We start from the raw sequence: 26028 nt of genomic DNA on the forward strand, positions 1-26028 counted from the left end.
GGGGAGTTGCTGTTTACAGCACCTCGCCGGAGAGGCCCCCACAAGCTTTGGCCCGAACGGCAGATCGACGGTCTAGAGGATTGCGATGGCTGACTTCTTCACGAACAACTGGCTCGGCATCGTGCTCCTCACCCTGGGGCAATGCCTGCTGATCCTTGTGCCGCTCCTCGTGGCGCTGGCGTTCCTGCTGTATGCGGACCGCAAGATCTGGGCGGCGGTGCAGATGCGGCGCGGGCCCAACGTCGTCGGTCCCTTCGGGCTGATGCAGAGCTTCGCGGACTTCCTGAAGTACATCGTCAAGGAAGTGGTGATCCCCGCTGGCGCGGACAAGGCCGTCTTCCTGATCGCGCCGCTCATCTCCTTCGTCGTGGCGGTGATCGCCTGGGCGGTGATCCCCTTCAACGACACCTGGGTGCTCGCCGACGTCAACGTGGCGATCCTCTACGTCCTCGCGATCTCCAGCTTGGGCGTTTACGGGATCATCATGGGCGGCTGGGCTTCGAACTCCAAGTATCCGTTCCTCGGCTCGCTTCGGTCGGCCGCGCAGATGATCTCCTACGAGGTCTCGCTCGGGCTCATCATCATCGGGGTCATCATCTCGACGGGCTCGATGAACTTCGGCGACATCGTCCGGGCGCAGGACACCGGCGCGGGCATCTTCGGCTGGTATTGGGTCGTCCATTTCCCGATGGTGTTCCTGTTCACCATCTCGGCTCTGGCCGAGACGAACCGCCCGCCCTTCGACCTGCCCGAAGCCGAGTCCGAACTCGTGGCCGGCTACCAGGTGGAATACAGCTCCACGCCATTCCTGCTGTTCATGATCGGCGAGTACATGGCCATGGTGCTGATGTGCACGCTGACGGCGCTGCTGTTCTTCGGGGGATGGCTGTCGCCGATCCCGGGCCTGCCGCACGGCGTGTTCTGGCTCATCCTCAAGATCCTGTTCTTCTTCTTCATCTACTCGATGGTGAAGGCGATCACGCCCCGCTACCGCTACGACCAGCTCATGCGGCTGGGCTGGAAGGTATTCCTGCCGTTCTCGCTCTTCTGGGTGGTGCTGGTGGCGTTCCTCGCGAAATTCGAAGTCCTCGGCGGAGCCTGGGCCCGCTGGACCTGGGGAGTCTGACATGACGCAGCATTTCGACTTTGGCCGCGCCGCGAAGTACTGGCTCCTCCAGGACTTCGTGAAGGGCTTCGCGATCGGGATGAAGTACTTCTTCAAGCCCAAGGCGACGGTGAACTACCCGCACGAGCGCACGCCGCTCTCGCCGCGCTTCCGGGGCGAGCACGCGCTGCGGCGCTACCCCAACGGCGAGGAGCGGTGCATCGCCTGCAAGCTCTGCGAGGCCGTGTGCCCGGCGAACTGCATCGTGATCGACGCCGAGCCGCGCGAGGACGGCTCGCGCCGGACCACGCGCTACGACATCGACATGACCAAGTGCATCTACTGCGGCTTCTGCCAGGAGGCCTGCCCGGTGGACGCCATCGTCGAGACGCCGAACCTCGAGTTCTCGACCGAGACGCGCGAGGAGTTGCTCTACAACAAGGACAAGCTCCTCGACAACGGCGCGCGGTGGGAGGTCGTCATCGCCCGCAACCTCGAACTCGACGCGCCGTACCGGTGACCGGGATGGCGGATCAAAATCCCTTCGCGGCGTGGATGAAGATGGGCCAGGACTGGGCCCGCGCCGTCAACCCTGCTCTCGAGAGCTTCACACCCAAGGGTTTCGAGGCGCTCATCCCCACCATGCCCAAGAACGTCATGGAGATGTTCATGGGCAAGACGATGAACCCCGACGGGCTGGACGCGCGGACGCGGCTGCTCGTCACGCTCGCGGGCCTGACGATCCAGGGCGCGCAGGCCGAGCCGCAGGTGCGCCTGACGGTACGCCACGCGCGCGAGGCCGGGGCCAGCAAGCAGGAGATCGCCGAGACCATCGCGCTGGCCGGTCTCTTCGGCGGGGTCCCCGCGATGACCAAGGCGATGGAGCTCGCCACAGAGGCGATGAAGGAGGACAAGACCTGAGATGACCGCCGCCGCCCTCGCCTTCTACGCCTTTGCCATAACCACCCTGACGGGCGGCCTGATGACCGTGGTGAGCCGTAACCCGGTGCATTCGGTCCTGTGGCTCATCCTGTCCTTCCTCAGCTCCGCCGGGCTCTTCGTGCTGCTGGGCGCCGAGTTCGTCGCCATGCTGCTCGTGATCGTCTATGTCGGCGCGGTCGCGGTGCTGTTCCTCTTCGTCGTGATGATGCTCGACGTCGACTTCGCCGAGCTCAAGGCCGAGATGGCGCGCTACATGCCGCTCGCGCTGCTGATCGGGCTCATCATCCTGATGCAGCTCGCGATCGCCTTCGGCGTCTGGGAAGTGGATGCCGGCGCCGCCACGCGGGTCGCCGCGCCCATCGTCGGGGTCGACAACACCCGTGCCATCGGCCTGCTGCTCTATGACCGCTACTTCCTGCTGTTCCAGCTCGCCGGGCTGATTCTGCTCGTGGCCATGATCGGGGCCATCGTGCTCACGCTGCGCCACCGCCAGGACGTGCGCCGCCAGGATGCGCTGGCCCAGATGTTCCGCGACCCGGCCAAGGCGATCGAGCTGCGCGAGATCAAGCCGGGGCAGGGCCTCGCCGCCCCCATCGAAGGAGCCCGCCGTTGATCGGCCTCGAACACTACCTCACCGTCTCGGCGGCGCTCTTCGTGGTGGGCGTCTTCGGGCTCTTCCTGAACCGGAAGAACATCATCATCCTGCTGATGTCGATCGAGCTCATCCTCCTCGCCGTCAACATCAACTTCGTGGCCTTCTCGTCCTACGCGGGCGACCTGGTGGGCCAGATCTTCACGCTCTTCGTGCTCACGGTCGCGGCGGCCGAGGCGGCCATCGGGCTCGCCATCCTGGTCTGCTTCTTCCGCAACCGCGGCACGATCGACGTCGAAGACGTCAACGTCATGAAGGGCTGACGCCGTGACCACGATCATCCTCTTCGCGCCACTCATCGGCAGCCTGGTCTGCGGCTTCGGCTGGCGTTTCCTGGGCGAGCAGGCCGCCTGCTGGTTCGCCACCGCGATGCTCGGCCTTGCCGCGTTCCTGTCCTGGATCGTGTTCTTCACGGTCGACGGCCCGGCCCAGCATGTCGAGATCATGCGCTGGATCCAGTCCGGCACGCTCGACTCCGCCTGGTCGATCCGGCTCGACCGCCTGACCGCGATCATGCTCGTGGTCATCAACACGGTTTCGGCGCTCGTGCACCTCTACTCGGTGGGCTACATGGCCCATGACGAGAACTTCCACGAGGGCGAGAGCTACCGGCCGCGCTTCTTCAGCTACCTGTCGCTCTTCACCTTTGCGATGCTGACGCTGGTGACGGCGGACAACCTGCTCCAGCTCTTCTTCGGTTGGGAAGGGGTTGGCCTCGCGTCCTACCTCCTGATCGGCTTCTACTTCCGCAAGCCGTCGGCGAACGCGGCGCAGGTCAAGGCCTTCGTGGTCAACCGCGTGGGCGACTTCGCCTTCCTGCTCGGGATCTTCACGCTCTACTTCCTCGTCGACTCGATCCGGCTCGACGACATCTTCGCCGCCGTGGGCGAACTCGCGCAAACCGAGGTCTCCTTCGCCTGGAGCACCTTCAACGCCGCCGAGCTGGTCGCCTTCCTCCTGTTCTTTGGCGCGATGGGAAAATCGGCGCAGCTCTTCCTGCACACCTGGCTGCCGGACGCGATGGAGGGGCCGACGCCTGTGTCGGCGCTGATCCACGCGGCGACCATGGTGACGGCGGGCGTGTTCCTGCTCTGCCGCATGTCGCCGGTCTTCGAGGTCGCGCCCTACGCCAAGAACTTCATCGTTTACGTCGGCGCCTCGACGGCCTTCTTCGCGGCGACCGTCGGCCTCGTGCAGAACGACATCAAGCGCGTGATCGCCTATTCGACCTGCTCGCAACTCGGCTACATGTTCGTGGCCGCGGGCGCGGGCGTCTACGGCGCGGCCATGTTCCACCTGTTCACGCACGCCTTCTTCAAGGCCATGCTGTTCCTAGGCGCCGGGAGCGTGATCCACGCCACCCACCACGAGCAGGACATGCGCAACTACGGGGGCCTGCGCACCTATATCCCCTACACCTACTGGGCGATGGTCATCGGGACGCTGGCCATCACCGGCGTGGGCATCCCGCTCACCTATATCGGCTTCGCGGGCTTCCTGTCCAAGGACGCGATCATCGAGACGGCCTGGGCCTCGGGCAACGGCTTCGCCTTCTGGGCGCTGGTGATCGCGGCCTGCTTCACCGCCTTCTATTCCTGGCGGCTGATCTTCCTGACCTTCTTCGGCCAGCCGCGCTGGGGCCATGCGTCCCATGCCCATGACCCGCACGCCTTCGTGCCCGCCGACGGCACCGGCTCGGCCCCGCTCGTGGGGACCGAAGCCACGCCGCATGGCCACGACCATCACGACGACCATCACCATGTGCCGCACGAGAGCCCGACGGTCATGCTCGTCCCCTTGGGCGTCCTCGCCCTGGGCGCCGTGTTCGCGGGGATGATCTGGCACAACAGCTTCTTCGGCGACCATGAGCGCATGACGGCCTTCTTCGACATGCCGCACGGCGAGGAGCACGGCTCCGAGGCGCGCGCGGGAGACGCCCACAGCGAGGGCGAGGCCCATGCCGAAGCTGGCGCCACGCCCGAGGAGGCCGCCGCCGAGGATGGCCAAGCCAGCGAGGCCGCGCCCGAGGAGGCCACCGCAGCCCCGACCGAGGAGAGCGATGTGCTCGTCCCCGGACTGGGCGGCGCCATCGCCATGAACCAAGCCAGCGAGGCCGTGCTCGACGCAGCGCACCATTCGCCGGCCCTGGTGAAACTGTCACCGTTCCTGGCGATGCTGATTGGCACCGCGCTGGCCTACGTGATGTACATCCGCCGCCCGGACCTGCCGGGCCGGATCGCCGCGACCAACCGGCCGCTCTACGAGTTCCTGCTCAACAAGTGGTACTTCGACGAGATCTATGACGCCGTCTTCGTGCGGCCGGCCGCGTGGCTCGGCAGCTTCCTCTGGCGGCGGGGGGACGGGACGGTCATCGACGGCACCATCAACGGCGTCGCCATGGGCGTCATCCCGACCTTCACGCGCCTCGCGGGCCGGTTCCAGTCCGGCTACGTCTTCCACTATGCCTTCACCATGGTCGTCGGGATCGCCATCCTCCTGACCTGGTTCACGATCACCGGGGGAGCCGAGTGATGCTTCTTTCGCTCGTCACCTTCCTGCCGTCCCTCGGCGCGATCGCCCTGCTCCTGCTGCGCGGCGACGACGAGGCCGCGCGCCGGAACATCCGTTGGATCGCCTTCGCGACCACCGTGCTCACCTTCATCGCCTCGATCTTCGTCCTGGGCGGGTTCGATGCCTCGAACCCCGGCTTCCAGTTCGTCGAGGAGCGCGAGTGGCTGCTGGGTCTCCAGTACAAGCTCGGCGTGGACGGCATCTCGGTGCTGTTCGTGATGCTCACCACCTTCCTCATGCCGCTGGTGATCGCCTCGGCCTGGGAGGTGGAGCACCGCCTGAGGGAGTACATGGTCGCCTTCCTCGTCCTCGAGACGCTGATGATCGGCGTGTTCGTGGCGCTCGACCTCGTGCTCTTCTACCTGTTCTTCGAGGCCTCGCTGATCCCGATGTTCCTGATCATCGGGATCTGGGGCGGCGCGAACCGCATCTACGCGGCCTTCAAGTTCTTCCTCTACACCTTCCTGGGCTCGGTCTTCATGCTGGTGGCCATGGTCGTCATGTTCGGCCAGGCCGGCACGACGGACATCCCGACGCTCATGGGTTATGAGTTCTCGACCGAGACGTTCCAGATCCTGAACATCCCGGTCGTCGGCGGCCTCCAGACCATGCTGTTCATCGCCTTCTTCGCCTCCTTCGCGGTGAAGATGCCGATGTGGCCGGTCCACACCTGGCTGCCCGACGCCCACGTGCAGGCGCCGACCGCGGGCTCGGTGGTGCTGGCGGCCATCCTGCTGAAGATGGGCGGCTACGGCTTCCTGCGCTTCTCCCTCCCGATGTTCCCGGTGGGCTCGGAGGTCATGGCCGACTTCGTCCTGTGGATCTCGGCCATCGCCATCGTCTACGGCTCGCTCGTGGCGCTGGTGCAGACCGACATGAAGAAGCTCGTGGCCTATTCCTCGGTCGCGCACATGGGCTTCGTCACCATGGGCATCTTCGCCGCCAACCAGCAGGGCGTGGACGGCGCGGTGTTCCAGATGCTGAGCCACGGCTTCATCTCGGGGGCGCTCTTCCTCATCGTCGGGGTGGTCTACGACCGGATGCACACGCGCGAGATCGCGGCCTATGGCGGGCTCGCCAACCTGATGCCGGCCTATGGCGCGATCTTCCTCCTGTTCACCATGGCCAACGTCGGCCTGCCGGGCACCTCGGGCTTCGTGGGCGAGTTCCTGACGCTCGCCGGCGCCTTCCAGGCCAACACCTGGGTCGCCGCCATCGCCACGACGGGGGTGATCCTCTCGGCCTCCTACGCGCTCTGGCTCTACCGCAGCGTCGTCCTGGGGCCGGTAGTGAACAAGGCGCTGCGCGGCATCCAGGACATGACCGCGCGCGAGAGGGCGATCTTCGCGCCGCTCGTGGTCATGACCATCGCGCTCGGCGTCTATCCGTCGCTCGTGACCGACATCGTGGGGCCCGCCGCCGAGGCGATGCTGCGCCCCGTGCAGGAAGCCCAGGCGGCCTTCGGGGCGGAGACCCAGGTCGCGCAAGTTGAGGAAGGGGCCGCGGAATGACCGGCGACTTCGATGTGATCCGGCCCGAGACCTACCTCGCGCTCTATGCCATCCTGGCGCTCCTGGGCGGGGTCTTCACGCTCAAGGATCGCGCCACGCCGATCCTGCTGTGGCTGACCGCCGCCGTCCTGGCGCTGCTGGCCTGGTGGATCGGGGCGCGTGACGGGCTCGACGTCGCCTTCAACGGCAGCTTCGTCGATGACGGCTTCGCCCGCTTCGCCAAGGTACTGATCCTGTCGGCCGCGGCGGTGACGCTGATCCTGAGCCAGGACCACCTGACGCGCGCGGGCACGCTGCGCTTCGAGTACCCGATCCTGATCGCGCTCTGCGCGCTGGGCATGATGATCATGGTCTCGGCCGGGGACCTGCTCACCCTCTACATGGGGCTCGAGCTGCAGGCGCTGTCGGCCTACGTGCTGACCTCGATCCGCCGCGACAGCGTGCGCTCGACTGAGGCGGGGCTCAAGTTCTTCGTCCTGGGCGCCTTGTCCTCGGGGCTCCTGCTTTACGGCGCGTCGCTGACCTACGGCTATGCCGGGACGATCGACTTCGCGGGCATCTTCGCGGCGACGGGCGACGGCGCCTCGCTGGGGCTGATTTTCGGTCTGGTGTTCATCATGGCCGGGCTGGCCTTCAAGATCTCGGCCGCGCCCTTCCACATGTGGACGCCCGACGTCTACGAAGGCGCCCCCACGCCGGTGACGCTGTTCCTGGCCACGGGCTCCAAGGTTGCCGCCGTGGGTCTTCTGGCTCGCGTGGTCCACGACGCCTTCGGCATGGTCGCGGGCGACTGGCAGCAGATCGTGGCATTCCTGGCGGTCATCTCGATGTTCCTCGGGTCCATCGCGGCCATCGGGCAGCGAGACATCAAGCGCCTCATGGCCTATTCCTCGATCTCGCACATGGGCTTCGCGCTCATGGGTCTGGCCTCGGCCACGGCCTTCGGGGTGCAGGCGATGCTGATCTACATGGCGATCTACGTGGCCATGAACTTCGGCACCTTCGCCTTCATCCTGTCGATGGACCGGAACGGCCAGCCGGTCACCGACATCCGGTCGCTCAACATGTATTCGCGTCGCGAACCGCTTCGGGCCTTTGCGCTGCTGATCCTGATGTTCTCGATGGCGGGCGTGCCGCCGATGATCGGCTTCTTCGCGAAGTTCTACGTGCTGCGCGCGGCTTACGAGGGCGGGCTCACCTGGCTGGCCATCGCGGGAATGGTGGCCTCGGCGATCTCGGCGTTCTTCTACCTGCGCATCGTTTACTTCATGTACTTCGGCGAGGACGGGGAGCGGCTGGACAGCCGGATGCCGGGCGCGCATTGGGCGGTGCTGATGGTCTCGGCGGCGGTGATGGTGCTGGGGGTGTTCAACCTCTTCGGCCTCGAGCCCCTGGCGGCGGCGGCGGCGGCCACCCTTGTCAACTGAGCCGCTTCCGCACGGGCTCTGGCCCGAGGGCTACGCCCTGGTCGTCCTGGACGAGGTGGACAGCACCATGGCCGAGGCGCGGCGACGCGCCCCGGCGCTGGACCGGCCGACCTGGATCATGGCCCGCCGGCAGAGCAATGCGAAGGGGCGCCGGGGACGGACCTGGCTGGGCGGGGACGGGAACCTCGCCGCCACGCTCGTCTACAAGCCCTGGTGCACGCCCGCCCAGGCGGCGAACCGGTCCTTCATGGTCGCCAACGCGCTCTTCGAGTCGCTGGCGCTCTACATCGACCGCAGCGCGCTGTCGCTGAAGTGGCCGAACGACGTGCTGCTGAACGGCGGCAAGGTGGCGGGCATCCTGCTGGAAAGCGCATCCAGCACGGGGCCGCTGGTGGATTGGCTGTCCATCGGAATCGGCGTGAACCTGTCCAAGGCTCCGCATGACCTGCGCACGGAGTTCGCGCCGGTGTCGCTGGCGGGCGAGGGCGGCGAGGTCGTCGCGCCCGAGGAGTTCCTGCACGTCCTGGCGGGGCATTTCGCGACGCAGGAGCTCAAGCTTGGCACCTGGGGCTTTCCGCGCATCCGAGAGGATTGGCTGGCCAACGCCGCACGCCTGGGCGAGATCGTCACCGCCCGCACTGCCACGCGCGAGATCACGGGCGTCTTCGAGACGGTGGACCAGGCCGGCAACCTGATCCTGCGGGTCGAGGGGCGCGAGGTGCTGATCCCGGCGGCGGACGTGTATTTCTGATGCTGCTCGCGGTCGATTGCGGCAACACCAACACCGTCTTCGCGCTCTGGGACGGCACGCGCTTCCTCGGGACCTGGCGCATGGCCACCGACTGGCGGCGGACGGCGGACGAATACTATGTCTGGCTCACCTCGCTGATCCGCTTTCGCGAGGTCGAGGCCGCGGTGGACGAGGTCATCATCTCGTCGACCGTGCCGCGGGTGGTGTTCAACCTTCGGGTGCTCGCGGACCGCTACTTCGGCTGCCGGCCGCTGGTCGTGGGCAAGCCCGAGTGCCGGCTTCCCTGCCCGCCACGGGTGGACGAGGGGACCCAGGTCGGGCCCGACCGGCTGGTGAACGCCGCCGGCGCCTTCGACCGGCACGGGGGCAACCTGATCGTGGTGGACTTCGGGACCGCCACCACCTTCGACGTGGTGGACGACGACGGCGCCTATGTGGGGGGCGTGATCGCGCCCGGCGTGAACCTGTCGCTGGAGGCCCTCCACATGGCCGCCGCCGCGCTGCCGCACGTGGACGTGACCAAGCCGCAACGCGTGATCGGCACCAACACCGTCGCCTGCATGCAGTCGGGCATCTTCTGGGGCTACGTCGGACTCGTGCGCGGGATCTGCGAGCGCATCCAGGCCGAACGGGAGCGGCCGATGCGGATCATCGGAACCGGCGGGCTCGCCCCCCTGTTCGGACAGGGAGACGTCCTATTTGACCGGGTCGAGGACGACCTGACCATCCACGGGCTCACCGTGATCCACGCCTTCAACAAGGAGACGGCATGACCGTCGCAACGACCAACCCCGAGGCCCGCGCATGAGCGGGGAGCGCCTGATCTACATGCCGCTGGGCGGCGCCGGCGAGATCGGCATGAACGCTTATGTCTACGGCTACGGTCCGCCCGACCGGGAGCGGCTGCTGGTCGTGGACCTGGGCGTCACCTTCGGCGACATGGACGGCACGCCGGGCATCGACCTGATCCTGCCGGACGTGGCCTGGCTGGAGGCGCGGCGGGACCGCATCGAAGGCATCGTCGTCACCCATGCCCACGAGGACCACGTGGGCGCGCTGGGCCTCGTCTGGGACCGCCTGCGGGCTCCGATCTACGCCCGCAAGTTCACCGCCGCCATCGCGCGGCTGAAGCTGGACGAGCGGGGCGGAGCGCCGGAATCGGCGCTCCGGGTCGTGGAGGCCTGGCCCGAGGTCCTGGAACTGGGGCCCTTCCGCGTGGGCTTCGTGCCGATCAGCCATTCCATTCCGGAAAGCGCGGGTCTGGTGATCGACACGCCGCAGGGGCGGATCGTCCATTCGGGCGATTTCAAGACCGATCCCGACCCGGTGATCGGCGAGCCCTTCGTGCCCGCCGTCTGGGAGGAGATCGCCAAGGGCGGGGTGCGGGCTCTGGTCTGCGACTCGACGAACGTGTTCTCGCCGAACCCCGGGCGCTCCGAGGCGAGCCTCGTGGACAATATCGAGGCGCTGCTGCGCGAGGCCAAGGGGATGGTCGTGGCGACCACCTTCGCCTCGAACGTGGCGCGGCTCCAGACGCTCGCGAACGCGGCGATGGCGGCGGGGCGGTCGGTCTGCCTTCTGGGCCGGGCCATGCGGCGGATGGTGGAGACCGCCATCGACACCGGGCTTCTCACGCAGTTCCCGAAGGTTGTCTCGCCCGAGGACGCGAGCCAAGTTCCGCGCGAGAATCTGCTGCTGCTCGTGACCGGCTCGCAGGGCGAGCGGCGGGCGGCCTCGGCGCAACTCGCGAGCCAAGGCTACATGGGGCTCTCGCTCAAGGAGGGGGACACGTTCCTCTTCTCGGCGCGGACAATTCCGGGCAACGAGCGCCCGGTGGCGCGGATCATGAACCAGCTCTCGGAAAAGGGCGTGGACGTGATCGACGACGCGGGCGGGCGCTACCACGTCTCGGGCCATGCGAACCGCCCCGATCTGGAGCGCTTCCATGACCTCGTGAAGCCGCAGTTCCTCATCCCCATGCATGGCGAGCATCGGCACCTGCGCGAGCACATGAAGCTGGGCGAGGCCAAGGGCCTGAAGGGCATCGTCGCCACGAACGGCATGATGATCGACCTGTCGGGCAATGCGCCCAAGGTGGCCGAATACGTCGAGACGGGGCGGACCTATCTGGACGGCGGCGTGCTGATCGGGGCCATGGACGGGGTCATCCGCGACCGGATGCGGATGGCGCTGAACGGGCATGTCGTCGTCACGCTGATCGTGGACGAGAAGGACGAGCCGCTGGGCGAGCCCTGGTGCGAGATCATGGGGCTGCCGCACAAGGGGCGCGGCAACAGCGACCTCGTGGAGGTGCTGGAGGCGGAGCTGAGCCAGTTCATCGGCCGGGCCGAGAAGCGGACCCTGCGCGACGACGAGCGGCTCGAGAAGGAGATGATCCGCATCGTGCGCCAGGCCTCTCAGGCCGAGATCGGCAAGAAGCCCGAGGTGACGGTGGTGGTGAGCCGGCTGGCCTGAGGCCAGCCCGATAACCTAGCTGCAGACCGAGGCGGGCTTCGGCCCGCCTTTTCTTTACGAGCAGAGGTAGAAGGCGCCGCCGACGCCGATGACCGTCACGGCGGCGGCTCCGGCAGCGGCAGGGACGGCAAGGGCGCTGCCCAGAGCGGCGGCCGAGGGGCCCAGCGAAGAGGCAACGGCCGAGGCCTGCCCCGAGACGAGCACGGCGCCGGTGCCGTGGGCGACGGCGGTCACCGCTTCGGCGTCGTTGTCGATGCGCCGTCCGGTGGCGAGGCTCATCATGGTCAAGCCCAGCGTCTCCACGCCATCGGCCACCACGTTCACCCGGTCGCAAACGGTCTTCGTGCAGCGACCCCGGTAGTTCCGGACACCGGGGACCAGCAGCCAGCCCTCGTGGTCGTCCTCGGCCAGGCAGTAGCCGTCGGTCTCTTCCAGCCGCATGGTGGTGCCGAGGACATGGATGATGGCGGCACTGTCGCAGGCCACCCGCTCGCCCCAGGCGCGGTCCCAAGTGCGCGAGGGCCACATCCGCAAGCGTTCCCGCAGGCCGGGGGACGGAGCGCCCATGGCCTCGGGGACGATGATGAGCTCCTGCGCGTTGACGCGGGTGGCGCAGCTCTGGGCCTGCGCCGCCCCGCCGAGGAGCGTGAGAAGGAGCGCGAGAGCGAGCCTCACCCGGCGCGACGCTCCGCGAAGCTCATGCGGATGAAGGCGGGGACGTCGTCGCCCATGCCCACGATCCGGTCGTCGGCGGCATCCGAGCGCGGGCGGCGTTCGGCGACCTCACGCTCGGGCCGGTTGCGCTCGGGCCGGGGCGCCCGCTCCGGGCGCGGGGCGCGAACCTCCTCGACCGGTACGGTCTCCTCCACGGTAGCCACGGGTTCGGGCGCGTGGGACTCGCGCCGTTCCTCGCGGTCGCGGCGGGGGCGGCGCTCGTTGCGCTCGGTCCGCTCGCGCCGGGGCCGGTCCTCGCGCATCTCGCGCGGGGGGGCGTCCTTGAGCGGATTCTCGATGCGCGGGATCTCCTTCTGGACCAGCGCCTCGATGGCCGAGAGATACTTCTCGTCCTTGGGGGCGCAGATCGTCAGCGCCTTGCCCGAGCGGCCCGCACGGCCCGTCCGGCCGATGCGGTGCACGTAGTCCTCGCTGTGCGAGGGCACGTCGAAGTTGAACACGTGGCTGACGGCCGGGATGTCGAGGCCGCGGGCGGCCACGTCGGAGGCGATCAGGAGCCGCAGCTTGCCGTCACGGAACGCCTCCAAGGTGCGGGTCCGCTGCGACTGGTCGAGGTCGCCGTGGATCGCCTCGGCGTTGTAGCCGTGTTTCTTGAGCGACTTGGCGACGATGTCGACGTCGATCTTGCGGTTGCAGAAGATGATCGCGTTGGTGCAGGCCTCGCCTTCGGCGTCGATGAGCGCGCGCAGGACGGCCCGCTTCTCGCTGCCCTCGGTCTCGCGGCGGGTCGGCTTGAACATGACCAGCCCCTGGGCGATGTTTTCGCCCGTCGTGGCGGCGCGGGCGACCTCGACCTTGGCGGGGTTCGACAGGAAGGTCTTGGTGATCCGCTCGATCTCGGGCGCCATGGTGGCGGAGAAGAACAGCGTCTGCCGCGTGAAGGGCGTGAGCGAGAAGATCCGCTCGATGTCCGGGATGAAGCCCATGTCGAGCATCCGGTCGGCCTCGTCCACGACCATGATCTGCACGCCCGTCAGCAGCAGCTTGCCACGTTCGAAATGGTCGAGCAGGCGGCCGGGGGTGGCGATCAGCACGTCCACGCCGCGGTCGATCAGCGCGTCCTGATCCTTGAAGGACACGCCGCCGATCAGCAGCGCCTTCGTCAGCTTCAGGTGCTTGGTGTACTTGTCGAAGTTCTCGGCCACCTGGGCGGCCAGCTCGCGCGTGGGGCAGAGCACGAGGCTGCGCGGCATCCGGGCGCGGGCGCGGCCCTGCGCGAGGCGCGTGATCATGGGGAGCACGAAGCTCGCCGTCTTGCCGGTGCCGGTCTGGGCGATGCCCAAAACGTCGCGGCCTTCGAGCGCGGACGGGATGGCGCCGGCCTGGATCGGCGTGGGCGTCTGGTAGCCCGCGTCGGTCAGGGCCTGGAGCACGCGGGGGTCGAGATTGAGGTCGGAGAATTGGGTCAAACGCTATCCTGACGGAAAATTTGGGTTGCGGCGTGGGTGGCCGCATCCTGTCGCGCGGCCCGGCCCGGCCGGATTGCCGGGGCTGTGTCCTGATAAACGCCCCGGCGTTACGAGGAAAACGACGAAAGGTCAAGGCTGTGCCGGACTTGAGGGTGCGGCATCGTGACCTAGCTGACGCAGCGGACAGAGGAGGTTTCGATGATCCAGAAGTATGGAGAGGCGCGCTGGCAGGGTGGGCTGCGGGACGGGCAGGGCACGCTGTCGACCGAGACCGGCTCGCTGAGGGACCAGCCCTACAGCTTTGCCAAGCGGTTCGGCGACGAGAAGGGCACCAACCCCGAGGAACTGATCGGCGCGGCCCATGCGAGCTGCTTCGCCATGCAGATGAGCGCCTTCATCGAGCAGTCCGGAACCAAGGCGGAGAGCATCGAGGCCCGCAGCACCGTGACGCTGACCGTGGGCGCCGAGGGCGCCGACATCACGCGCGTTCATGTGGAGGTGGTGGCCTCGGTGCCGGGCATGACCGCCGAGCAGTTCCAGGAGATCGCCGAGCGGACCAAGGCGGGCTGCCCGGTGTCGAAGGTGCTCAAGGGCGCCGACATCACGATGGCGGCGCGGCTGGGCTGACGGGGGTCAGCGGCGGCGGGCGAGACGCTTGAGCGCGTATCTCAGGGCGGCCTTGAGCAGGAGCTTCTTCATGGGGGTCTCCGGGTTGGGATACCCTCGATATGGGGACGCGGCCCTAATGTTGAAGGGGACGGAACTGCGCGATTGCGCGCAGGGTCGGAGCGTTTCCCGCCATCTGGGGGCATGAGGGGACGGCCTCCGAAGGCTGCCCGCGGGACGCCACTCCGGGCGGGCAGGGGGCGCGTCCACGACGCGCGGCGGCTGGGGGATGGGTCCCCAGTGGTCCGGAAGGCGCTTTTCCACGGACCTGCAAAGAGCGGAACGGGGGTGCCTTCCGAGGGCGGGAGAGTCTGTGTCCCGCCAGCGGCCCCGTCATGTAGGGCCACTCTGCGGGGCAGGGGTTAACGGTTTCCTACAGCACCGAACGGTCCTGCCCCGATTCGCGCAACACCTCATAGGAACCGAAGAAGGTCCGAGCCCTGCAGTGAGGTCGTCTCCTGGGAGCCTCAGATCACAAGGTCTGACCTGCTTCGGCAAGCTCAGCATGTCCCGACCAAGGATGGTCGAACCGCCACCAAGCGCCGTTCACTCGGAAAGAAGAACCTCCCGTTAGGCTTGTCATTCGGCCAGCACCGTTCGGCAGCATCATGCGCCTTGGCAAGCATGGGTGGTATCACTCGTGCGACTTCTATCCCAACCGTCCCATGCTGGCTAACGATCCTGAAATCAGGCCTGTCAAAATGAATTGCGGTCAGGGGAAAGAGGCCGATCGGCAATCGGAAGTCCCTGAGAAGCAGTCTCAGCAGTCTACGTTCGTGGAATATGCCCTCCTCGCCTTTCGAGTGGGGGCGAGGCTCAGTCAGGCTCGGTAGCCGTACTGGTAATTCGACAGGGTCGTTGGCCGTAAACAGAACGACAGGCTTCTGGAGGCGGGTCACGCCGCCGCCATCATCTCCTTGGTCGCGGTCAGGCGCACGTCGGGGTGGTCGCGGACCACGCGGTCGATGTCCCATTGCAGGCGCGTCAGGAACACCACGTCGCCGTCGTTGTCGTGGGCGATGTGCTGCTTGTTCTTGGCGACGAGGTCCTCGACCGCGTCCTTTGGGCCGTTGACCCAGCGGGCGGAGTTGAACTGCGTGCCCTCGAAGCGGACGGGAAGGCCGTATTCGAGCTCGATGCGGGAGGCCAGCACCTCGAACTGGAGGGCGCCGACGACGCCCACGATGAAGCCCGAGCCGATCATGGGCTTGAAGACCTTGGCGGCACCCTCCTCGGCGAACTGCATGAGGGCCTTTTCGAGGTGCTTGGCCTTCATCGGGTCGCCGGCGCGCACGGTCTGGAGGAGCTCGGGCGCGAAGGAGGGGATGCCGGTGGCGCGGAGGGGCTCTCCTTCCGTCAGCGTGTCGCCAATGCGGAGCTGGCCGTGGTTGGGGATGCCGATGATGTCGCCGGCCCAGGCTTCCTCGGCCAGTTCGCGGTCGGCGGCGAGGAAGAGGACGGGGTTGGTGATCGACATGGGCTTGCCGGCGCGGACGTGGTGGAGCTTCATGCCGCGCTCGAAGTGCCCCGACGCGAGGCGGACGAAGGCCACGCGGTCGCGGTGCTTGGGGTCCATGTTGGCCTGGACCTTGAAGACGAAGCCCGCGACGGCCTCCTCGTCGGGGGCAATCTGGCGGGGCTCGGCGCGCTGGGGCTGGGGCTCGGGGCCGTATTCGCCAATGCCGTCCATGAGTTCCTTGACGCCGAAGCTGTTGATCGCGGAGCCGAACCAGATCGGGGTCATATGGCCCTCGAGGATCGACTGGCGGTCGAAGGCGGGGAGGAGGCCGCGCGCCATCTCCACCTCCTCGCGCAGTTTTTCGAGGAGGTCGGCGGGGACGTGCTTCTCGATCTCGGGGTCGTCGAGGCCCTTGATCTGGACCGTCTCGGCCACGCGGTTGCGGTCGGCTCGGTCCATCAGCTCCAGCCGGTCGTGGAGCATGTCGTAGGCGCCCACGAAGTCGCGGCCCTGGCCGATCGGCCAGGAGGCGGGCGTCACGTCGATGGCGAGGTTCTCCTGGATCTCGGAGATGATCTCGAAGGTGTCGCGGGATTCCCGGTCCATCTTGTTGCAGAAGGTCAGGATGGGGAGGTCGCGCAGGCGGCAGACCTCGAAGAGCTTGCGGGTCTGGGACTCGACGCCCTTCGCGCCGTCGATGACCATGACGGCGGCGTCCACGGCGGTGAGCGTGCGGTAGGTGTCCTCGGAGAAGTCCGAGTGACCGGGCGTGTCCACGAGGTTGAAGCGGAAACCGCCGTAATCGAAGGACATCGCGGAGGCCGAGACGGAGATGCCGCGCTCCTTCTCCATCTGCATGAAGTCGGAGCGGGTGCGCCGCGCCTCGCCCTTGGCGCGCACCTGTCCGGCCATCTGGATGGCACCCCCGAAGAGGAGGAACTTCTCGGTCAACGTGGTCTTGCCGGCGTCGGGGTGCGAGATGATCGCAAAGGTCCGGCGGCGGGCGATCTCGGGCGGGAGGGGGGCGCGGTTGGTCATGGCCCGGCCCACATAGGGGCAAAGCGATCTTGGGGCAACGCCGGGGCGCCTGGGCCACGGTGACGCGGGGACCGCGCGCGGCCCGTTGCGCCGGGTCGGCCGGCGGAGGAGGATGCCGGGACGCGCCCCGGATCGGGCGCGAGGGATCAGGGGTTGGCGACATGAGGGCGAAACGTCGGGGCGCGGTGGCGCTCCTGTGCCTGCTGGCGGGGTGCTCGGGCGGCAGCGGCGGGGGCGGCGAGCCGCTGCGCAGCTACGAGGACCTCGCGGACGAGGCGCTGGCCCTGGCGGACGAGATCAAGGCCATGGACACGGTGCCCGGCGAGGACCTGCCTGTTTCGGGAAAGGCGCGCTACGAAGGTATCATGGCCGTGACCGTCGAGGACGGGTCGCGGCTGGCCGGGGCCATGGAGATGGAGGTCGACTTCGGCGACGCCTCGGACCCCGTCTCGGGCCGTGTCTCGAACATCGTCTCGTCGGACGAGGAACGCTATGGGGGCAGCCTCGCGCTGTCGGACAGCCGGCTCGACCGGACGGCGGATGGGGATGTCGATCCGACCTTGGTGGCCGACCTCGGGGGCACGGTGACGGGGCCCGATGACCGGACGACCCGGGTCGAGGCGGATATCTGGGGCTCCTTCGGGGGCGAGGGGGCCAGCCACGCGGGCGGTTTCGTCGGCGGGCGCGCCTGCACGGCGGGAGACTGCCAAGGCCTGGACGGCGCCTTCATCCTGGAGCCGCCGGGCGGAACGGGCCCCGACACCGGGACGGGGGGGACGGGCGCAGCCGTTGGGGGCTCGGTGTGCAACGGCGACTGCGGAGGCGACTTCGGTTCGGCTCAGGGCGTGGACCCGGACGATATCTAGGCGGGCAGAGAAGCAAGGGGACGGAATGGACCTGGGCATCAAGGGACGGCGGGCGCTGGTGACAGGAGCCTCCAAGGGGCTCGGGCGCGGCTGCGCCGAGGCGCTGGCGGCGGCGGGCGTGGACCTCGTGCTGAACGCGCGGGGGGCGGAGGCGCTGGAGGAGGCGGCCGAGGCGATCCGGGCGGCGCACGGCGTCACGGTCGCGACCGTCGCGGCGGACGTGACGACCGACGAGGGGCGCGCCCGGGTGCTGGAGGCGGCGGGCGGGCTCGACATCCTCGTGACCAACGCGGGGGGGCCGCCGCCGGGGCTCTGGCGCGACTGGGCGCGCGAGGATTTCCAGCGCGCCATCGAGGCCAACATGCTGACGCCCATCCTGCTCATGCAGGCGATCCTGCCGGGGATGTGCGACCGGGGCTGGGGGCGGGTGGTCAACATCACCTCGACCTCGGTCAAGGCGCCCCTGCCGCCGCTGGGGCTGTCGAACACCGCGCGGGCGGGGCTCACGGGCTATGTCGCCGGCGTCTCGCGGCAGGTGGCGTCCTTCGGGGTCACCATCAACAACCTCCTGCCCGGCAGCCACGACACCGACCGCATCAAGGCGCTGGACATGGCGACGGTGGAGCGCGAGGGCATCCCGATGGAGGAGGCCCGAAAGCGCCGGATGGCGTCGATCCCGGTGGGGCGCTACGGCACGCCGGAGGAGTTCGGGGCGATGTGCGCCTTCCTCTGCTCGGCCCATGCGGGCTACGTGGTGGGGCAGAACGTCGTGCTGGATGGCGGGGCGGTGAACGCGACGCTCTGAGGCTTGCCCCCGCCCGGTGGGCGGCATAGGACCCCGAAGATTTCTGTCGGGAATGGGTGATCATGCAGCCGCGGCTCGAGATCCAGGGCCTCGTGCGCCGCTTCGGCGGGCGCGAGGTGGTGTCGGACGTCTCGCTTTCGATCGCGGCCGGGCAGGTGAGCTGCCTTCTGGGACCCTCGGGCTGCGGGAAGTCCACGACGCTGCGCCTGATCGCGGGCGTGGACATGCCGGACGAGGGCGTGATCCGGGTGGACGGGCAGCCCATCGTTGAGGGGACGACCCGCGTGCCGCCGGAGCGGCGCGGCATCGGGCTCATGTTCCAGGACTTTGCGCTGTTCCCGCATCTCACGGTCGAGCAGAACGTGGGCTTCGGGCTGGCGAAGGCCGCCCCTGACCGGCGGGCGCGGATCGCCGAGCTTCTGGAGCGGGTGGGCATGAGCCGGCACGCGGCCAAGCATCCGCACGAGCTGTCGGGGGGCGAGCAGCAGCGGGTGGCGCTGGCGCGGGCGCTCGCGCCCCGGCCCCGGATCATGCTGATGGACGAGCCGTTCTCGGGCCTCGACGACCGGCTGCGCGACGACATCCGCGACGAGACGCTGGAGGTGCTGAAGGCCGAGGGGACGGCGGTGCTGCTGGTCACGCACGAGCCCACGGAGGCCATGCGGATGGCGGACGAGATCCTGCTGATGCGCGACGGGAGGATCGTACAGGCGGGCGCGCCCTACACGATCTACAACAACCCCGTGGACCTGCCGGCGGCGGCGTTCTTCTCCGACCTGAACGTGATCCGGGGGCGGGTGCAGGGCGCGCTGACCGAGACGCCCTTCGGACCCTTCCTGGTGCCGGGGGTGCCGGACGGGACCGAGGTGGACATCGCCATCCGGCCGCAGCACCTGAAGATCGACTTCGACCGGGCGGGCAAGGGGCCTCTGTCCACGCCTACCCACGGCGAGGCCGCACGGGGCGTGGTGGAGCGGGCGCGCTTCATGGGGTCGGAGAGCCTAGTCGAATTCCGCATGGACTTTGACGGGCGGGTCCTGAAGGCGCATGTGCCCTGGGTGTTCCTGCCCAAGCCGGGGACGCCGCTCTGGCTGATGTTCCGGCGCGACCGCTGCTTCGTCTTCCCGCATCAGCCCAGGGTGGCCTGATAGTCGGCGAGCGTGCGGCCGGGCTCGTCCACGAAGAGCTGGGGCAGGGCGGTCACCTCGGCGATCAGGTCGACGCGGAGGAGCTGGAAGGACCGGGTCGTCTCGTCCCAGCAGGTGACGGTCCAAACCCGGCCCCAGTAGTCGAGCCGCAGGGGCCGGACGATGCGGCGGGGCAGGGGATCGTCGGCGAGGTGCAGCCGCAGCTTCTGGCGGGCGCGGATGGCGGCGCGGATCGGGGCCATGTGGCGGAAGCCGCGCGAGGCCTCGGCGAAGGCATGGGTGGCGAAGCCGAAGGTCGCGCCACGCGCCGAGCGGTCCTCGGGCAGCACCGCGTCGATCTTCTCGGACAGCGTGCGGGCGGCCTCCTTGAGCTCCTCGTCGCCCGCCTCGCCCACCACGGCGAGGCCGAGGTGCAGGGCCTCCAGCTCGGGGAGCGAAAGGTTCAGGGGCGGCAGGGTGATGGCGGCGGTGGCGGCGTAGCCCAGGCCGCGTTCTCCGGCGATGGGGACGCCGCTCGCGATCAGCGTGTCCATGTCGCGGTAGATCGTGCGCTGCGACACGCCGAGACGGCGCGCGAGGTCCTCGGCCCGGTGGAGGCGGCCGTCGGAGAGGAGGCGCACGAGGTCGAGGAGGCGGTCGGTCCGGGGGGGCATCGGAGGGCTACTGACAGGTTCGTGTCACAAATTGCGACGGCGGCGGACGGTTCTCAAGCCCGTGCCGGTTCCGGCGGGGGATGTTCTGGCGTAGAACGGGGCAACGCGAACCCTCCGCCGGAGTATCCGACATGCTCAACAACATCGGCCTGCCCGGCCTGCTTCTCATCGCCGTCGTCGTGCTCGTGCTGTTCGGCCGGGGCAAGGTGTCCTCGCTGATGGGCGAGGTCGGCAAGGGCATCACCGCCTTCAAGAAGGGCATCGACGACGGCCAGAAGGAGGTCGAGGACGCCAGGGTGACGGCGGCCCGCGACGTGACCCCCGCCGAGAAGCGCGCGGGCGCCTGAGCCGCCCGCGGCCCGGATCGATATCCACGCCAGAGAGGATAGACTCCCATGCTCAACAACATCGGCCTTCCCGGCCTTCTGCTGATCGCCGTCGTCGTGCTCGTGCTCTTCGGGCGCGGCAAGATCTCGTCCATGATGGGCGAGGTCGGCAAGGGCATCACCGCCTTCAAGAAGGGGATGGACGACGGCCGCAAGGAGATCGAGGACGCGAATGCCTCGACCCCGGTCACGCCCGTGACCACCGTGACCTCGGAGCCCACGGTCACCACCGTGACGCCCGAGCGCGACCGCGTCTGACGATCCCCGGCCCCCTTCGGGGGGCGTGACCCAGGAGGCATAGGCCCATGTTCGACCTCGGCTGGTCGGAGATGCTGCTCATCGGCGTCGTGGCCCTCATCGTCGTCGGGCCCAAGGAGCTCCCGAACCTGTTCCGGCAGGTCGGCGTGTTCATGGGCAAGGCGCGTGGCATCGCGCGCGAGTTCAGCCGCGCGATGGAGGCCGCCGCCGACGAGAGCGGCATGAAGGAGATCGACCGCACCATCCGGGCCGCGGCGAACCCCGTGAAGTTCGGGACCAGCGCCCTGCGCGACGCGGCCACGGGCAAGCCGGCGACGGCGGCTACGGCCAAGGTGCCGACGGCCGGGACGCCGCTCGATCCGGGCGCGCCGATCACCCCCGGGGCGCCGGTCGCCAGCGCCGTGACGGGGGCCGTCGACACCGCGCCCGGCAGCACCGCGCCAGGCAGCGCGGCGGCGGTGCATGGTGCGGCCACCATGGGCGTGGCGGCGCAGCGCGCCAGGGAGCGTGAGGAACGGCTCGCGGCGGCGGCCGCTCGGCAAGCCGCCACGTCGCCGGTGGCTACCCCTGTGGCCGTGGCGCCGGCCGCGGCCTCTGGCGACCTGCCGCCCACGCCCAACCCGGACGGGACGGCATGACCATGACCCCACCCCTCAAGCCCGCCCCCGCCGTGGACGAGATCGACGAATCCTCGGCCCCGCTGATCGAGCATCTGGCCGAGCTGCGGAACCGGCTGATCTGGTCGCTGCTTGCCTTCACGGTGGCGATGATCCTGTGCTTCTTCGTCTGGGAGCCGATCTACGACTTCCTGACGGTGCCGCTCTGCGAGGCGCTGAACTCGCGCGGGCAGGACTGCGCGCTGGTGTTCCTGAGCCTGCAGGAGGGCTTCTTCCTGGCCTTCTCCATCTCGGTGATGGCGGGGCTGGTGCTGTCCTTCCCGGTCATCAGCTACCAGATGTGGCGCTTCGTGGCGCCCGGACTCTACAGGTCCGAGAAGGCGGCCTTCCTGCCGTTCCTCGTGGCCTCGCCCTTCATGTTCTTCCTGGGCGCGGCCTTCGCCTATTACGTCGTCACGCCCATGGCGTTCAGCTTCTTCCTGACCTTCCAGGACGTGGGCGCCCTGGTGAGCGACGGCGTGGTGGCGGAGGGCGAGGGCTCGGCGGCCATGGTGTTCCAGGGCTCGGCGCAGATGTACCTGTCGCTGACGATGTCCTTCATCGTGGCCTTCGGACTGTGCTTCCAGCTTCCGGTGCTGCTCACGCTCATGGGGCGGGCGGGGATCATCAGCTCGAACGCCCTGGTGCGGACGCGGAAGTACGCCGTCGTGGCGATCCTGATCCTCGCGGCGGTGGCCACCCCCCCCGACATGATGAGCCAGATCATCCTGTTCTGCGCGGTCTACCCCCTTTACGAGGTGTCCATCCTGCTCATGCGGCGGCACGAGAGGAAGGTCGAGGCGCAGATGCGCGCCGAGGGGCTGCTGGGTCCGAACGAGACGCTCTATGGCGACGGCGACGCGGAGGAAAAGGCGTGAGCTTCGATAGTCCGGCGGGGAACGACCATCTCCGCCGCATCGCCGAGGCGCTGGAGCGCCTCGCGCCCCCCTCGACGCCGATCCCCGACTTCCGGGGCTTGGCCTTTGCCTGGCACGCCGATCCCGACCGGCTGGCGCTCGTGCCGCGGGTGAGCCGCGTAGACCTGTCGCTCCTGCAGGGCGTGGACCGGGCCCGCGACACGCTTCTTGCGAACACCCGCGCCTTCGCCCGGGGGTTCCCGGCCAACAACGCGCTTCTCTGGGGCGCGCGGGGCATGGGGAAGTCGAGCCTCGTCAAGGCCGTGCACGCCGCCGTCGAGGCCGAGTCGCCGGGGCTCAAGATCGTGGAGGTCAGCCGCGAGGACCTGCCCACGATCGGGCGCTGCCTCGGCCTCCTGCGCGGGGCGCCGGGGCGCTTCATCCTGTTCTGCGACGACCTGTCCTTCAGCCACGACGACGCGCACTACAAGTCGCTCAAGGCGGTGCTGGACGGCGGCATCGAGGGGCGGCCCGAGAACGTGGTGCTTTATGCCACGTCGAACCGGCGCCACCTGATGCCGCGCGACATGATCGAGAACGAGCGGTCGAGCGCCATCACGCCCTCCGAGGCGGTGGAGGAGAAGGTCTCGCTGTCGGACCGCTTCGGCCTGTGGCTGGGCTTCCACCCCTGCTCGCAGGACGAGTACCTCGGCATGATCCGGGGCTACTGCGAGGCCTATGGGATCGCAATCGACGATGCGACGCTGCGGGCCGAGGCGATCGAGTGGCAAGCCACGCGCGGGTCGCGATCGGGGCGGGTCGCGTGGCAGTACGTGACCGACCTCGCCGGGCGGCGTGGGGTGCAACTCGGCTGACGCGGCGGATTGGCGCGAAGGATCAGGGGGTGGGCCGTGGCCCGCCCTTTGCCGTTCCGGGCGCCCTACGGCAGGAAGGCGCTCGGGTCCTGGCTGGCCATGCCGCGCCGGACCTCGAAATGCAGGAAGCTCGGGTCGCCGGCGCGGATTGCGCCGATGGGCTGGCCGCGCGACACGCGGTCGTCCTTGGCCACGGTCAGGCTGTCGACATGCGTGTAGACCGTCAGCAGGTCGTTCGCGTGCCGGATGACGACGATCTGGATGCCCTCGGTGTTGGTGGTGATCGCCGCCACGGTGCCCGCGTCGGCGGCGCGCACCTCGGTCCCGGCCGGCGCGCCGATGTCGATGCCCTCGTTCCGGCCGGGCGCGTAATCGCGGATGATCGAGCCCGTGGCGGGCATGACGAGCTGCGCGCTCGCCGTCTCGGTCTGCTGTGCGCCCAGGTCCTGGGGCACGGGGGCAGGCTCGGGCTCGGCGGCGGGCGCTGGGGGCTCCTCGTCGGGGAGGGGCTCGCTCGCGCTGGGCGGCACAGGGGTGGGGCTGCCCACACCGGGCGCGGCGACGACGTTCGGGCCGGGCGCGGCGGCGGGGACGGGCGGCACGAGGAGCTGCTGCCCCTCGCGCACGGCGAGGTCGGGGCCCAGGCCGTTCCATTCGGCGATGGTGCGGACGGGCACGCCGTAGAGGCGGGCGATCGAGTAGGCGGTCTCGCCGCGGGCGACCGGGTGGCGGATGGGCTCCACGCCCGAGGGCACGCCCGTGGACGGCGCCGCGGGCGCGCTGGCGGTCGGCGCCGGGGGGGCAACGGCCGCGGGCGTCACCGGGGCGAGCGGCGTGGTGGACACGGGGCCCGCCCGGTCGATGGCGGCGGAGGCGACGCTCACGAGGTCGGTCGAGGGCGCGGCGGGAGCCATAGGTGTGCCGGGGGCGGCCACGGGCGCGGGGAGGGCGACCAGTTCCTCGGCCCGCAGGGGAGCGTCGGGCGCCAGGCCGTTGAAGGCGGCGAGCTCCTCGGCGCTCAGGCCGAGGCGGCCGGCGAGCGTGCCCACGGTGTCGCCCTGCCGGGCCACGGCGACCTGGTAGGTCGGATAGGAGATCACGCCGCGCGAGTCGGGGGCAGGCCGCTCCATGGCGTTGAGCGCGGCGTCGGTGGTCGAGAAGCCGTCGCCCAGGCTGCGCATGTCCGTGTCGATGGGACCTCCGCAGGCCGAAAGCGCGCCCAGGGCCAGAGCCGCGCAGGCCGCGCGGCGGGTGCCATGGAATCGGATCGACATGGTAGCTGCCCTCTCATCCCGCCTCGGGCCCGTTCGCGGGCCCCTTGGCGCTCCCTTAATCCGTCCCGAGCCCCGGCAGAAGGGGGACGAAGCGGACGGGGCGCAGTTCGTCGTAGTCGAAGCCCTTTTCGCCCGTGCGCGTCACGCGGATCAGGCTTTGGACCGTGTCGCTCTGGCCGACCGGCAGGACCATGATGCCACCGATGCGCAACTGGGCCAAGAGGGGCGAGGGCGGGTCCTCGGCCGCGGCGGTCACGAGTATGCGGTCGAAGGGGGCCTGCTCGGCCAGGCCGTGGCTGCCGTCGGCGACCAGCGTCGTGATGTTGTGGAGCCCCAGCGACTCGAGGATCTCGCGCGCCTGGAGCACGAGGTCGCGGTGGCGGTCCACGGTGTAGACGCGCCGGGCGAGCAGGGCGAGGATCGCGGCCTGATAGCCCGATCCGGTGCCGACCTCGAGCACCTTGTCGCGGGGGCCGACCTGGAGCGCCTGCGTCATCAAGCCCACGACGGAGGGCTGGCTGATCGTCTGGCCGCAGGGGATGGGCAGCGGCACGTCCTCGTGTGCGCGGTCCTTGAAGATGCCGTGGATGAAGTGGCCGCGCGGGATGCGCTCCATGGCGGTGAGCACGCGCGGGTCGGTCACGCCCGCGCTGCGCAGCGCATAGAGGAGCTGCATCGTGCGTTCGGCCCCTTCGTCGGTCATGCCCCGGCCAGGGCGCGTTCCAGCGCCGGGAGCGCGTCATGGGCCGTGAGGTCTGCCCGGCAGGGCTGGACGGAGATGAAGCCGTCCATGTTGGCCTCCACGTCCGTGCCGGGGCCCGTGCGCTCGTCCTGGGGGCCGCCGCGCACCCAGAGGAAGCGCCGGCCCGAGGGCGAGACGTGGGGCTCGACCGCGTGGACGGCGCGGCGGCGGAAGCCCTGCCGGGTGACGGCCAGCCCCGCGCAGTCGTCGCCAGAGACGGGTGGGAAGTTCACGTTGTAGAAGAGCCGGTAGGGGCCCTGGTCCCAGATCGCCTTGTCGAGGAGCGTGCGCACGACGCGGGTTCCGTGGCGGGCGGCGCAGTCGAAGGGGTTGTCGAGCGCGGCCGTGCGGGGGCCCATGAACTGCGACAGCGCGATGGCGGGCAGGCCCTGGAGCGCGGCCTCCATGGCGCCGCCCAGGGTGCCGGAATACATCGCGTTCTCGCCCGCGTTGTTGCCCCGGTTCACGCCCGAGAGCACGAGGTCGGGCCGGGCGTCCACCAGCACGTCGTGGAGGCCCGCCAGAACGCAGTCGGCGGGCGAGCCTTCGGCGGCGAAGCGGCGCTCGGCCAGCTTCACGATCATCGTGGGATGGGTGTAGCTGATGCAGTGGGCGACGCCCGACTGCTCGAAGGCCGGGGCGACGGTCCAGACCTCGCCCTCGCTTCCGGCGATCTCGGTGGCGATGGCGTGCAGGATCTCGAGCCCGGGGGCGTTGATGCCGTCGTCGTTGGTGATGAGAATGCGCATGACGTCCCCGTTGTGCCC

The 26028-nt window shown here is 69.1% G+C and carries 27 protein-coding genes; 20 read left to right on the plus strand and 7 right to left on the minus strand.

Features of this window, described 5'->3' with window-relative positions:
- Positions 1-85 precede the first annotated feature (85 nt).
- The 11 genes from nuoH to FHG71_RS04540 are packed head-to-tail and all read left to right on the plus strand — an operon-like array spanning position 86 to position 11434.
- Entirely contained in the window at positions 86-1126 is a 1041-nt protein-coding gene (gene nuoH / locus FHG71_RS04490) for an NADH-quinone oxidoreductase subunit NuoH (RefSeq protein WP_139080425.1), read from the plus strand.
- Position 1127: 1 nt separating this feature from the next.
- Positions 1128-1625: an NADH-quinone oxidoreductase subunit NuoI gene (gene nuoI, locus FHG71_RS04495; RefSeq protein WP_139080426.1), complete on the plus strand. Its 498-nt coding sequence runs from the start codon at positions 1128-1130 to the stop codon at positions 1623-1625.
- Positions 1626-1630: 5 nt separating this feature from the next.
- Entirely contained in the window at positions 1631-2026 is a 396-nt protein-coding gene (locus tag FHG71_RS04500; protein ID WP_139080427.1) for a carboxymuconolactone decarboxylase family protein, read from the plus strand.
- A gap of 1 nt (position 2027) precedes the next feature.
- A complete protein-coding gene (locus FHG71_RS04505) occupies positions 2028-2660 on the plus strand; it encodes an NADH-quinone oxidoreductase subunit J (RefSeq protein WP_139080428.1) in 633 nt (210 codons plus the stop codon).
- Positions 2657-2962, plus strand: a complete 306-nt coding sequence (gene nuoK, locus FHG71_RS04510; RefSeq protein WP_139080429.1) for an NADH-quinone oxidoreductase subunit NuoK — start codon at positions 2657-2659, stop codon at positions 2960-2962. The genes FHG71_RS04505 and nuoK overlap by 4 nt, the downstream gene beginning before the upstream one ends.
- Before the next feature lie 4 nt (positions 2963-2966).
- Entirely contained in the window at positions 2967-5231 is a 2265-nt protein-coding gene (gene nuoL / locus FHG71_RS04515; protein WP_139080430.1) for an NADH-quinone oxidoreductase subunit L, read from the plus strand.
- On the plus strand, positions 5231-6781 hold the full coding sequence (locus FHG71_RS04520; protein WP_176559287.1) for an NADH-quinone oxidoreductase subunit M: 1551 nt from the start codon (positions 5231-5233) through the stop codon (positions 6779-6781). Before nuoL ends, FHG71_RS04520 begins: the two co-directional genes overlap by 1 nt.
- Entirely contained in the window at positions 6778-8208 is a 1431-nt protein-coding gene (nuoN, locus tag FHG71_RS04525) for an NADH-quinone oxidoreductase subunit NuoN (protein ID WP_139080431.1), read from the plus strand. Before FHG71_RS04520 ends, nuoN begins: the two co-directional genes overlap by 4 nt.
- The gene (locus tag FHG71_RS04530) at positions 8198-8959 is read left to right on the plus strand and encodes a biotin--[acetyl-CoA-carboxylase] ligase (protein WP_139080432.1); all 762 of its coding nucleotides are present in this window, start codon (positions 8198-8200) and stop codon (positions 8957-8959) included. Before nuoN ends, FHG71_RS04530 begins: the two co-directional genes overlap by 11 nt.
- Positions 8959-9732 (plus strand): type III pantothenate kinase, encoded by a 774-nt coding sequence (locus FHG71_RS04535; RefSeq protein WP_139080433.1) that lies wholly within the window; start codon positions 8959-8961, stop codon positions 9730-9732. The genes FHG71_RS04530 and FHG71_RS04535 overlap by 1 nt, the downstream gene beginning before the upstream one ends.
- A gap of 31 nt (positions 9733-9763) precedes the next feature.
- The gene (locus FHG71_RS04540) at positions 9764-11434 is read left to right on the plus strand and encodes a ribonuclease J (protein ID WP_139080434.1); all 1671 of its coding nucleotides are present in this window, start codon (positions 9764-9766) and stop codon (positions 11432-11434) included.
- Positions 11435-11488: 54 nt separating this feature from the next.
- On the opposite strand, the gene FHG71_RS04545 is transcribed toward FHG71_RS04540, so the two are convergent.
- Positions 11489-12109, minus strand: a complete 621-nt coding sequence (locus FHG71_RS04545) for a hypothetical protein (RefSeq protein ID WP_139080435.1) — start codon at positions 12107-12109, stop codon at positions 11489-11491.
- On the minus strand, positions 12106-13578 hold the full coding sequence (locus FHG71_RS04550; protein ID WP_139080436.1) for a DEAD/DEAH box helicase: 1473 nt from the start codon (positions 13576-13578) through the stop codon (positions 12106-12108). The genes FHG71_RS04545 and FHG71_RS04550 overlap by 4 nt, the downstream gene beginning before the upstream one ends.
- A gap of 198 nt (positions 13579-13776) precedes the next feature.
- Here FHG71_RS04550 and FHG71_RS04555 point away from each other — a divergent pair, with 198 nt between their 5' ends.
- Positions 13777-14205 carry an OsmC family protein gene (locus FHG71_RS04555; RefSeq protein ID WP_139080437.1) on the plus strand — a complete coding sequence of 143 codons (429 nt, stop codon included), beginning with the start codon at positions 13777-13779 and terminating at the stop codon, positions 14203-14205.
- Between the two features lie 934 nt (positions 14206-15139).
- Here FHG71_RS04555 and FHG71_RS04560 read toward each other — a convergent pair.
- Complete coding sequence (locus tag FHG71_RS04560) at positions 15140-16741, minus strand: peptide chain release factor 3 (protein WP_139080438.1); 1602 nt, start codon at positions 16739-16741, stop codon at positions 15140-15142.
- Between the two features lie 161 nt (positions 16742-16902).
- On the opposite strand from FHG71_RS04560, the gene FHG71_RS04565 reads away from it, so the two are divergent.
- The 3 genes from FHG71_RS04565 to FHG71_RS04575 all read left to right on the plus strand — a co-directional run bounded on the left by FHG71_RS04565 (position 16903) and on the right by FHG71_RS04575 (position 19560).
- Positions 16903-17607, plus strand: a complete 705-nt coding sequence (locus FHG71_RS04565) for a hypothetical protein (RefSeq protein ID WP_139080439.1) — start codon at positions 16903-16905, stop codon at positions 17605-17607.
- Between the two features lie 25 nt (positions 17608-17632).
- Entirely contained in the window at positions 17633-18412 is a 780-nt protein-coding gene (locus FHG71_RS04570) for an SDR family oxidoreductase (RefSeq protein ID WP_139080440.1), read from the plus strand.
- A gap of 62 nt (positions 18413-18474) precedes the next feature.
- Entirely contained in the window at positions 18475-19560 is a 1086-nt protein-coding gene (locus tag FHG71_RS04575; protein WP_425467324.1) for an ABC transporter ATP-binding protein, read from the plus strand.
- On the opposite strand, the gene FHG71_RS04580 is transcribed toward FHG71_RS04575, so the two are convergent.
- Complete coding sequence (locus FHG71_RS04580; RefSeq protein WP_139080441.1) at positions 19542-20213, minus strand: helix-turn-helix transcriptional regulator; 672 nt, start codon at positions 20211-20213, stop codon at positions 19542-19544. The two genes, FHG71_RS04575 and FHG71_RS04580, sit on opposite strands and share 19 nt — an antisense overlap.
- Before the next feature lie 131 nt (positions 20214-20344).
- Between FHG71_RS04580 and FHG71_RS04585 the strand changes: the two genes are divergently transcribed.
- The 5 genes from FHG71_RS04585 to FHG71_RS04605 are packed head-to-tail and all read left to right on the plus strand — an operon-like array spanning position 20345 to position 23245.
- Positions 20345-20560 (plus strand): twin-arginine translocase TatA/TatE family subunit, encoded by a 216-nt coding sequence (locus tag FHG71_RS04585; protein ID WP_139080442.1) that lies wholly within the window; start codon positions 20345-20347, stop codon positions 20558-20560.
- Between the two features lie 48 nt (positions 20561-20608).
- A complete protein-coding gene (locus tag FHG71_RS24200) occupies positions 20609-20857 on the plus strand; it encodes a twin-arginine translocase TatA/TatE family subunit (RefSeq protein ID WP_246045340.1) in 249 nt (82 codons plus the stop codon).
- A gap of 47 nt (positions 20858-20904) precedes the next feature.
- Positions 20905-21495 carry a Sec-independent protein translocase protein TatB gene (gene tatB / locus FHG71_RS04595; RefSeq protein ID WP_139080443.1) on the plus strand — a complete coding sequence of 197 codons (591 nt, stop codon included), beginning with the start codon at positions 20905-20907 and terminating at the stop codon, positions 21493-21495.
- 2 nt (positions 21496-21497) lie between these two features.
- Positions 21498-22391 (plus strand): twin-arginine translocase subunit TatC, encoded by an 894-nt coding sequence (tatC, locus tag FHG71_RS04600; protein ID WP_139080444.1) that lies wholly within the window; start codon positions 21498-21500, stop codon positions 22389-22391.
- Complete coding sequence (locus FHG71_RS04605) at positions 22388-23245, plus strand: ATP-binding protein (protein ID WP_139080445.1); 858 nt, start codon at positions 22388-22390, stop codon at positions 23243-23245. Before tatC ends, FHG71_RS04605 begins: the two co-directional genes overlap by 4 nt.
- Before the next feature lie 65 nt (positions 23246-23310).
- Here the strand turns inward: FHG71_RS04605 and FHG71_RS04610 are convergent, their stop codons facing one another.
- The 3 genes from FHG71_RS04610 to surE are packed head-to-tail and all read right to left on the minus strand — an operon-like array spanning position 23311 to position 26010.
- Complete coding sequence (locus FHG71_RS04610) at positions 23311-24519, minus strand: peptidoglycan DD-metalloendopeptidase family protein (protein ID WP_139080446.1); 1209 nt, start codon at positions 24517-24519, stop codon at positions 23311-23313.
- A 55-nt stretch (positions 24520-24574) separates the two neighbouring features.
- A complete protein-coding gene (locus FHG71_RS04615; protein ID WP_139080447.1) occupies positions 24575-25222 on the minus strand; it encodes a protein-L-isoaspartate(D-aspartate) O-methyltransferase in 648 nt (215 codons plus the stop codon).
- The gene (surE, locus tag FHG71_RS04620; RefSeq protein WP_139080448.1) at positions 25219-26010 is read right to left on the minus strand and encodes a 5'/3'-nucleotidase SurE; all 792 of its coding nucleotides are present in this window, start codon (positions 26008-26010) and stop codon (positions 25219-25221) included. The genes FHG71_RS04615 and surE overlap by 4 nt, the downstream gene beginning before the upstream one ends.
- Positions 26011-26028: the final 18 nt, after the last annotated feature.

Source organism: Rubellimicrobium roseum (assembly GCF_006152145.1).
GTDB lineage: Bacteria > Pseudomonadota > Alphaproteobacteria > Rhodobacterales > Rhodobacteraceae > Rubellimicrobium > Rubellimicrobium roseum.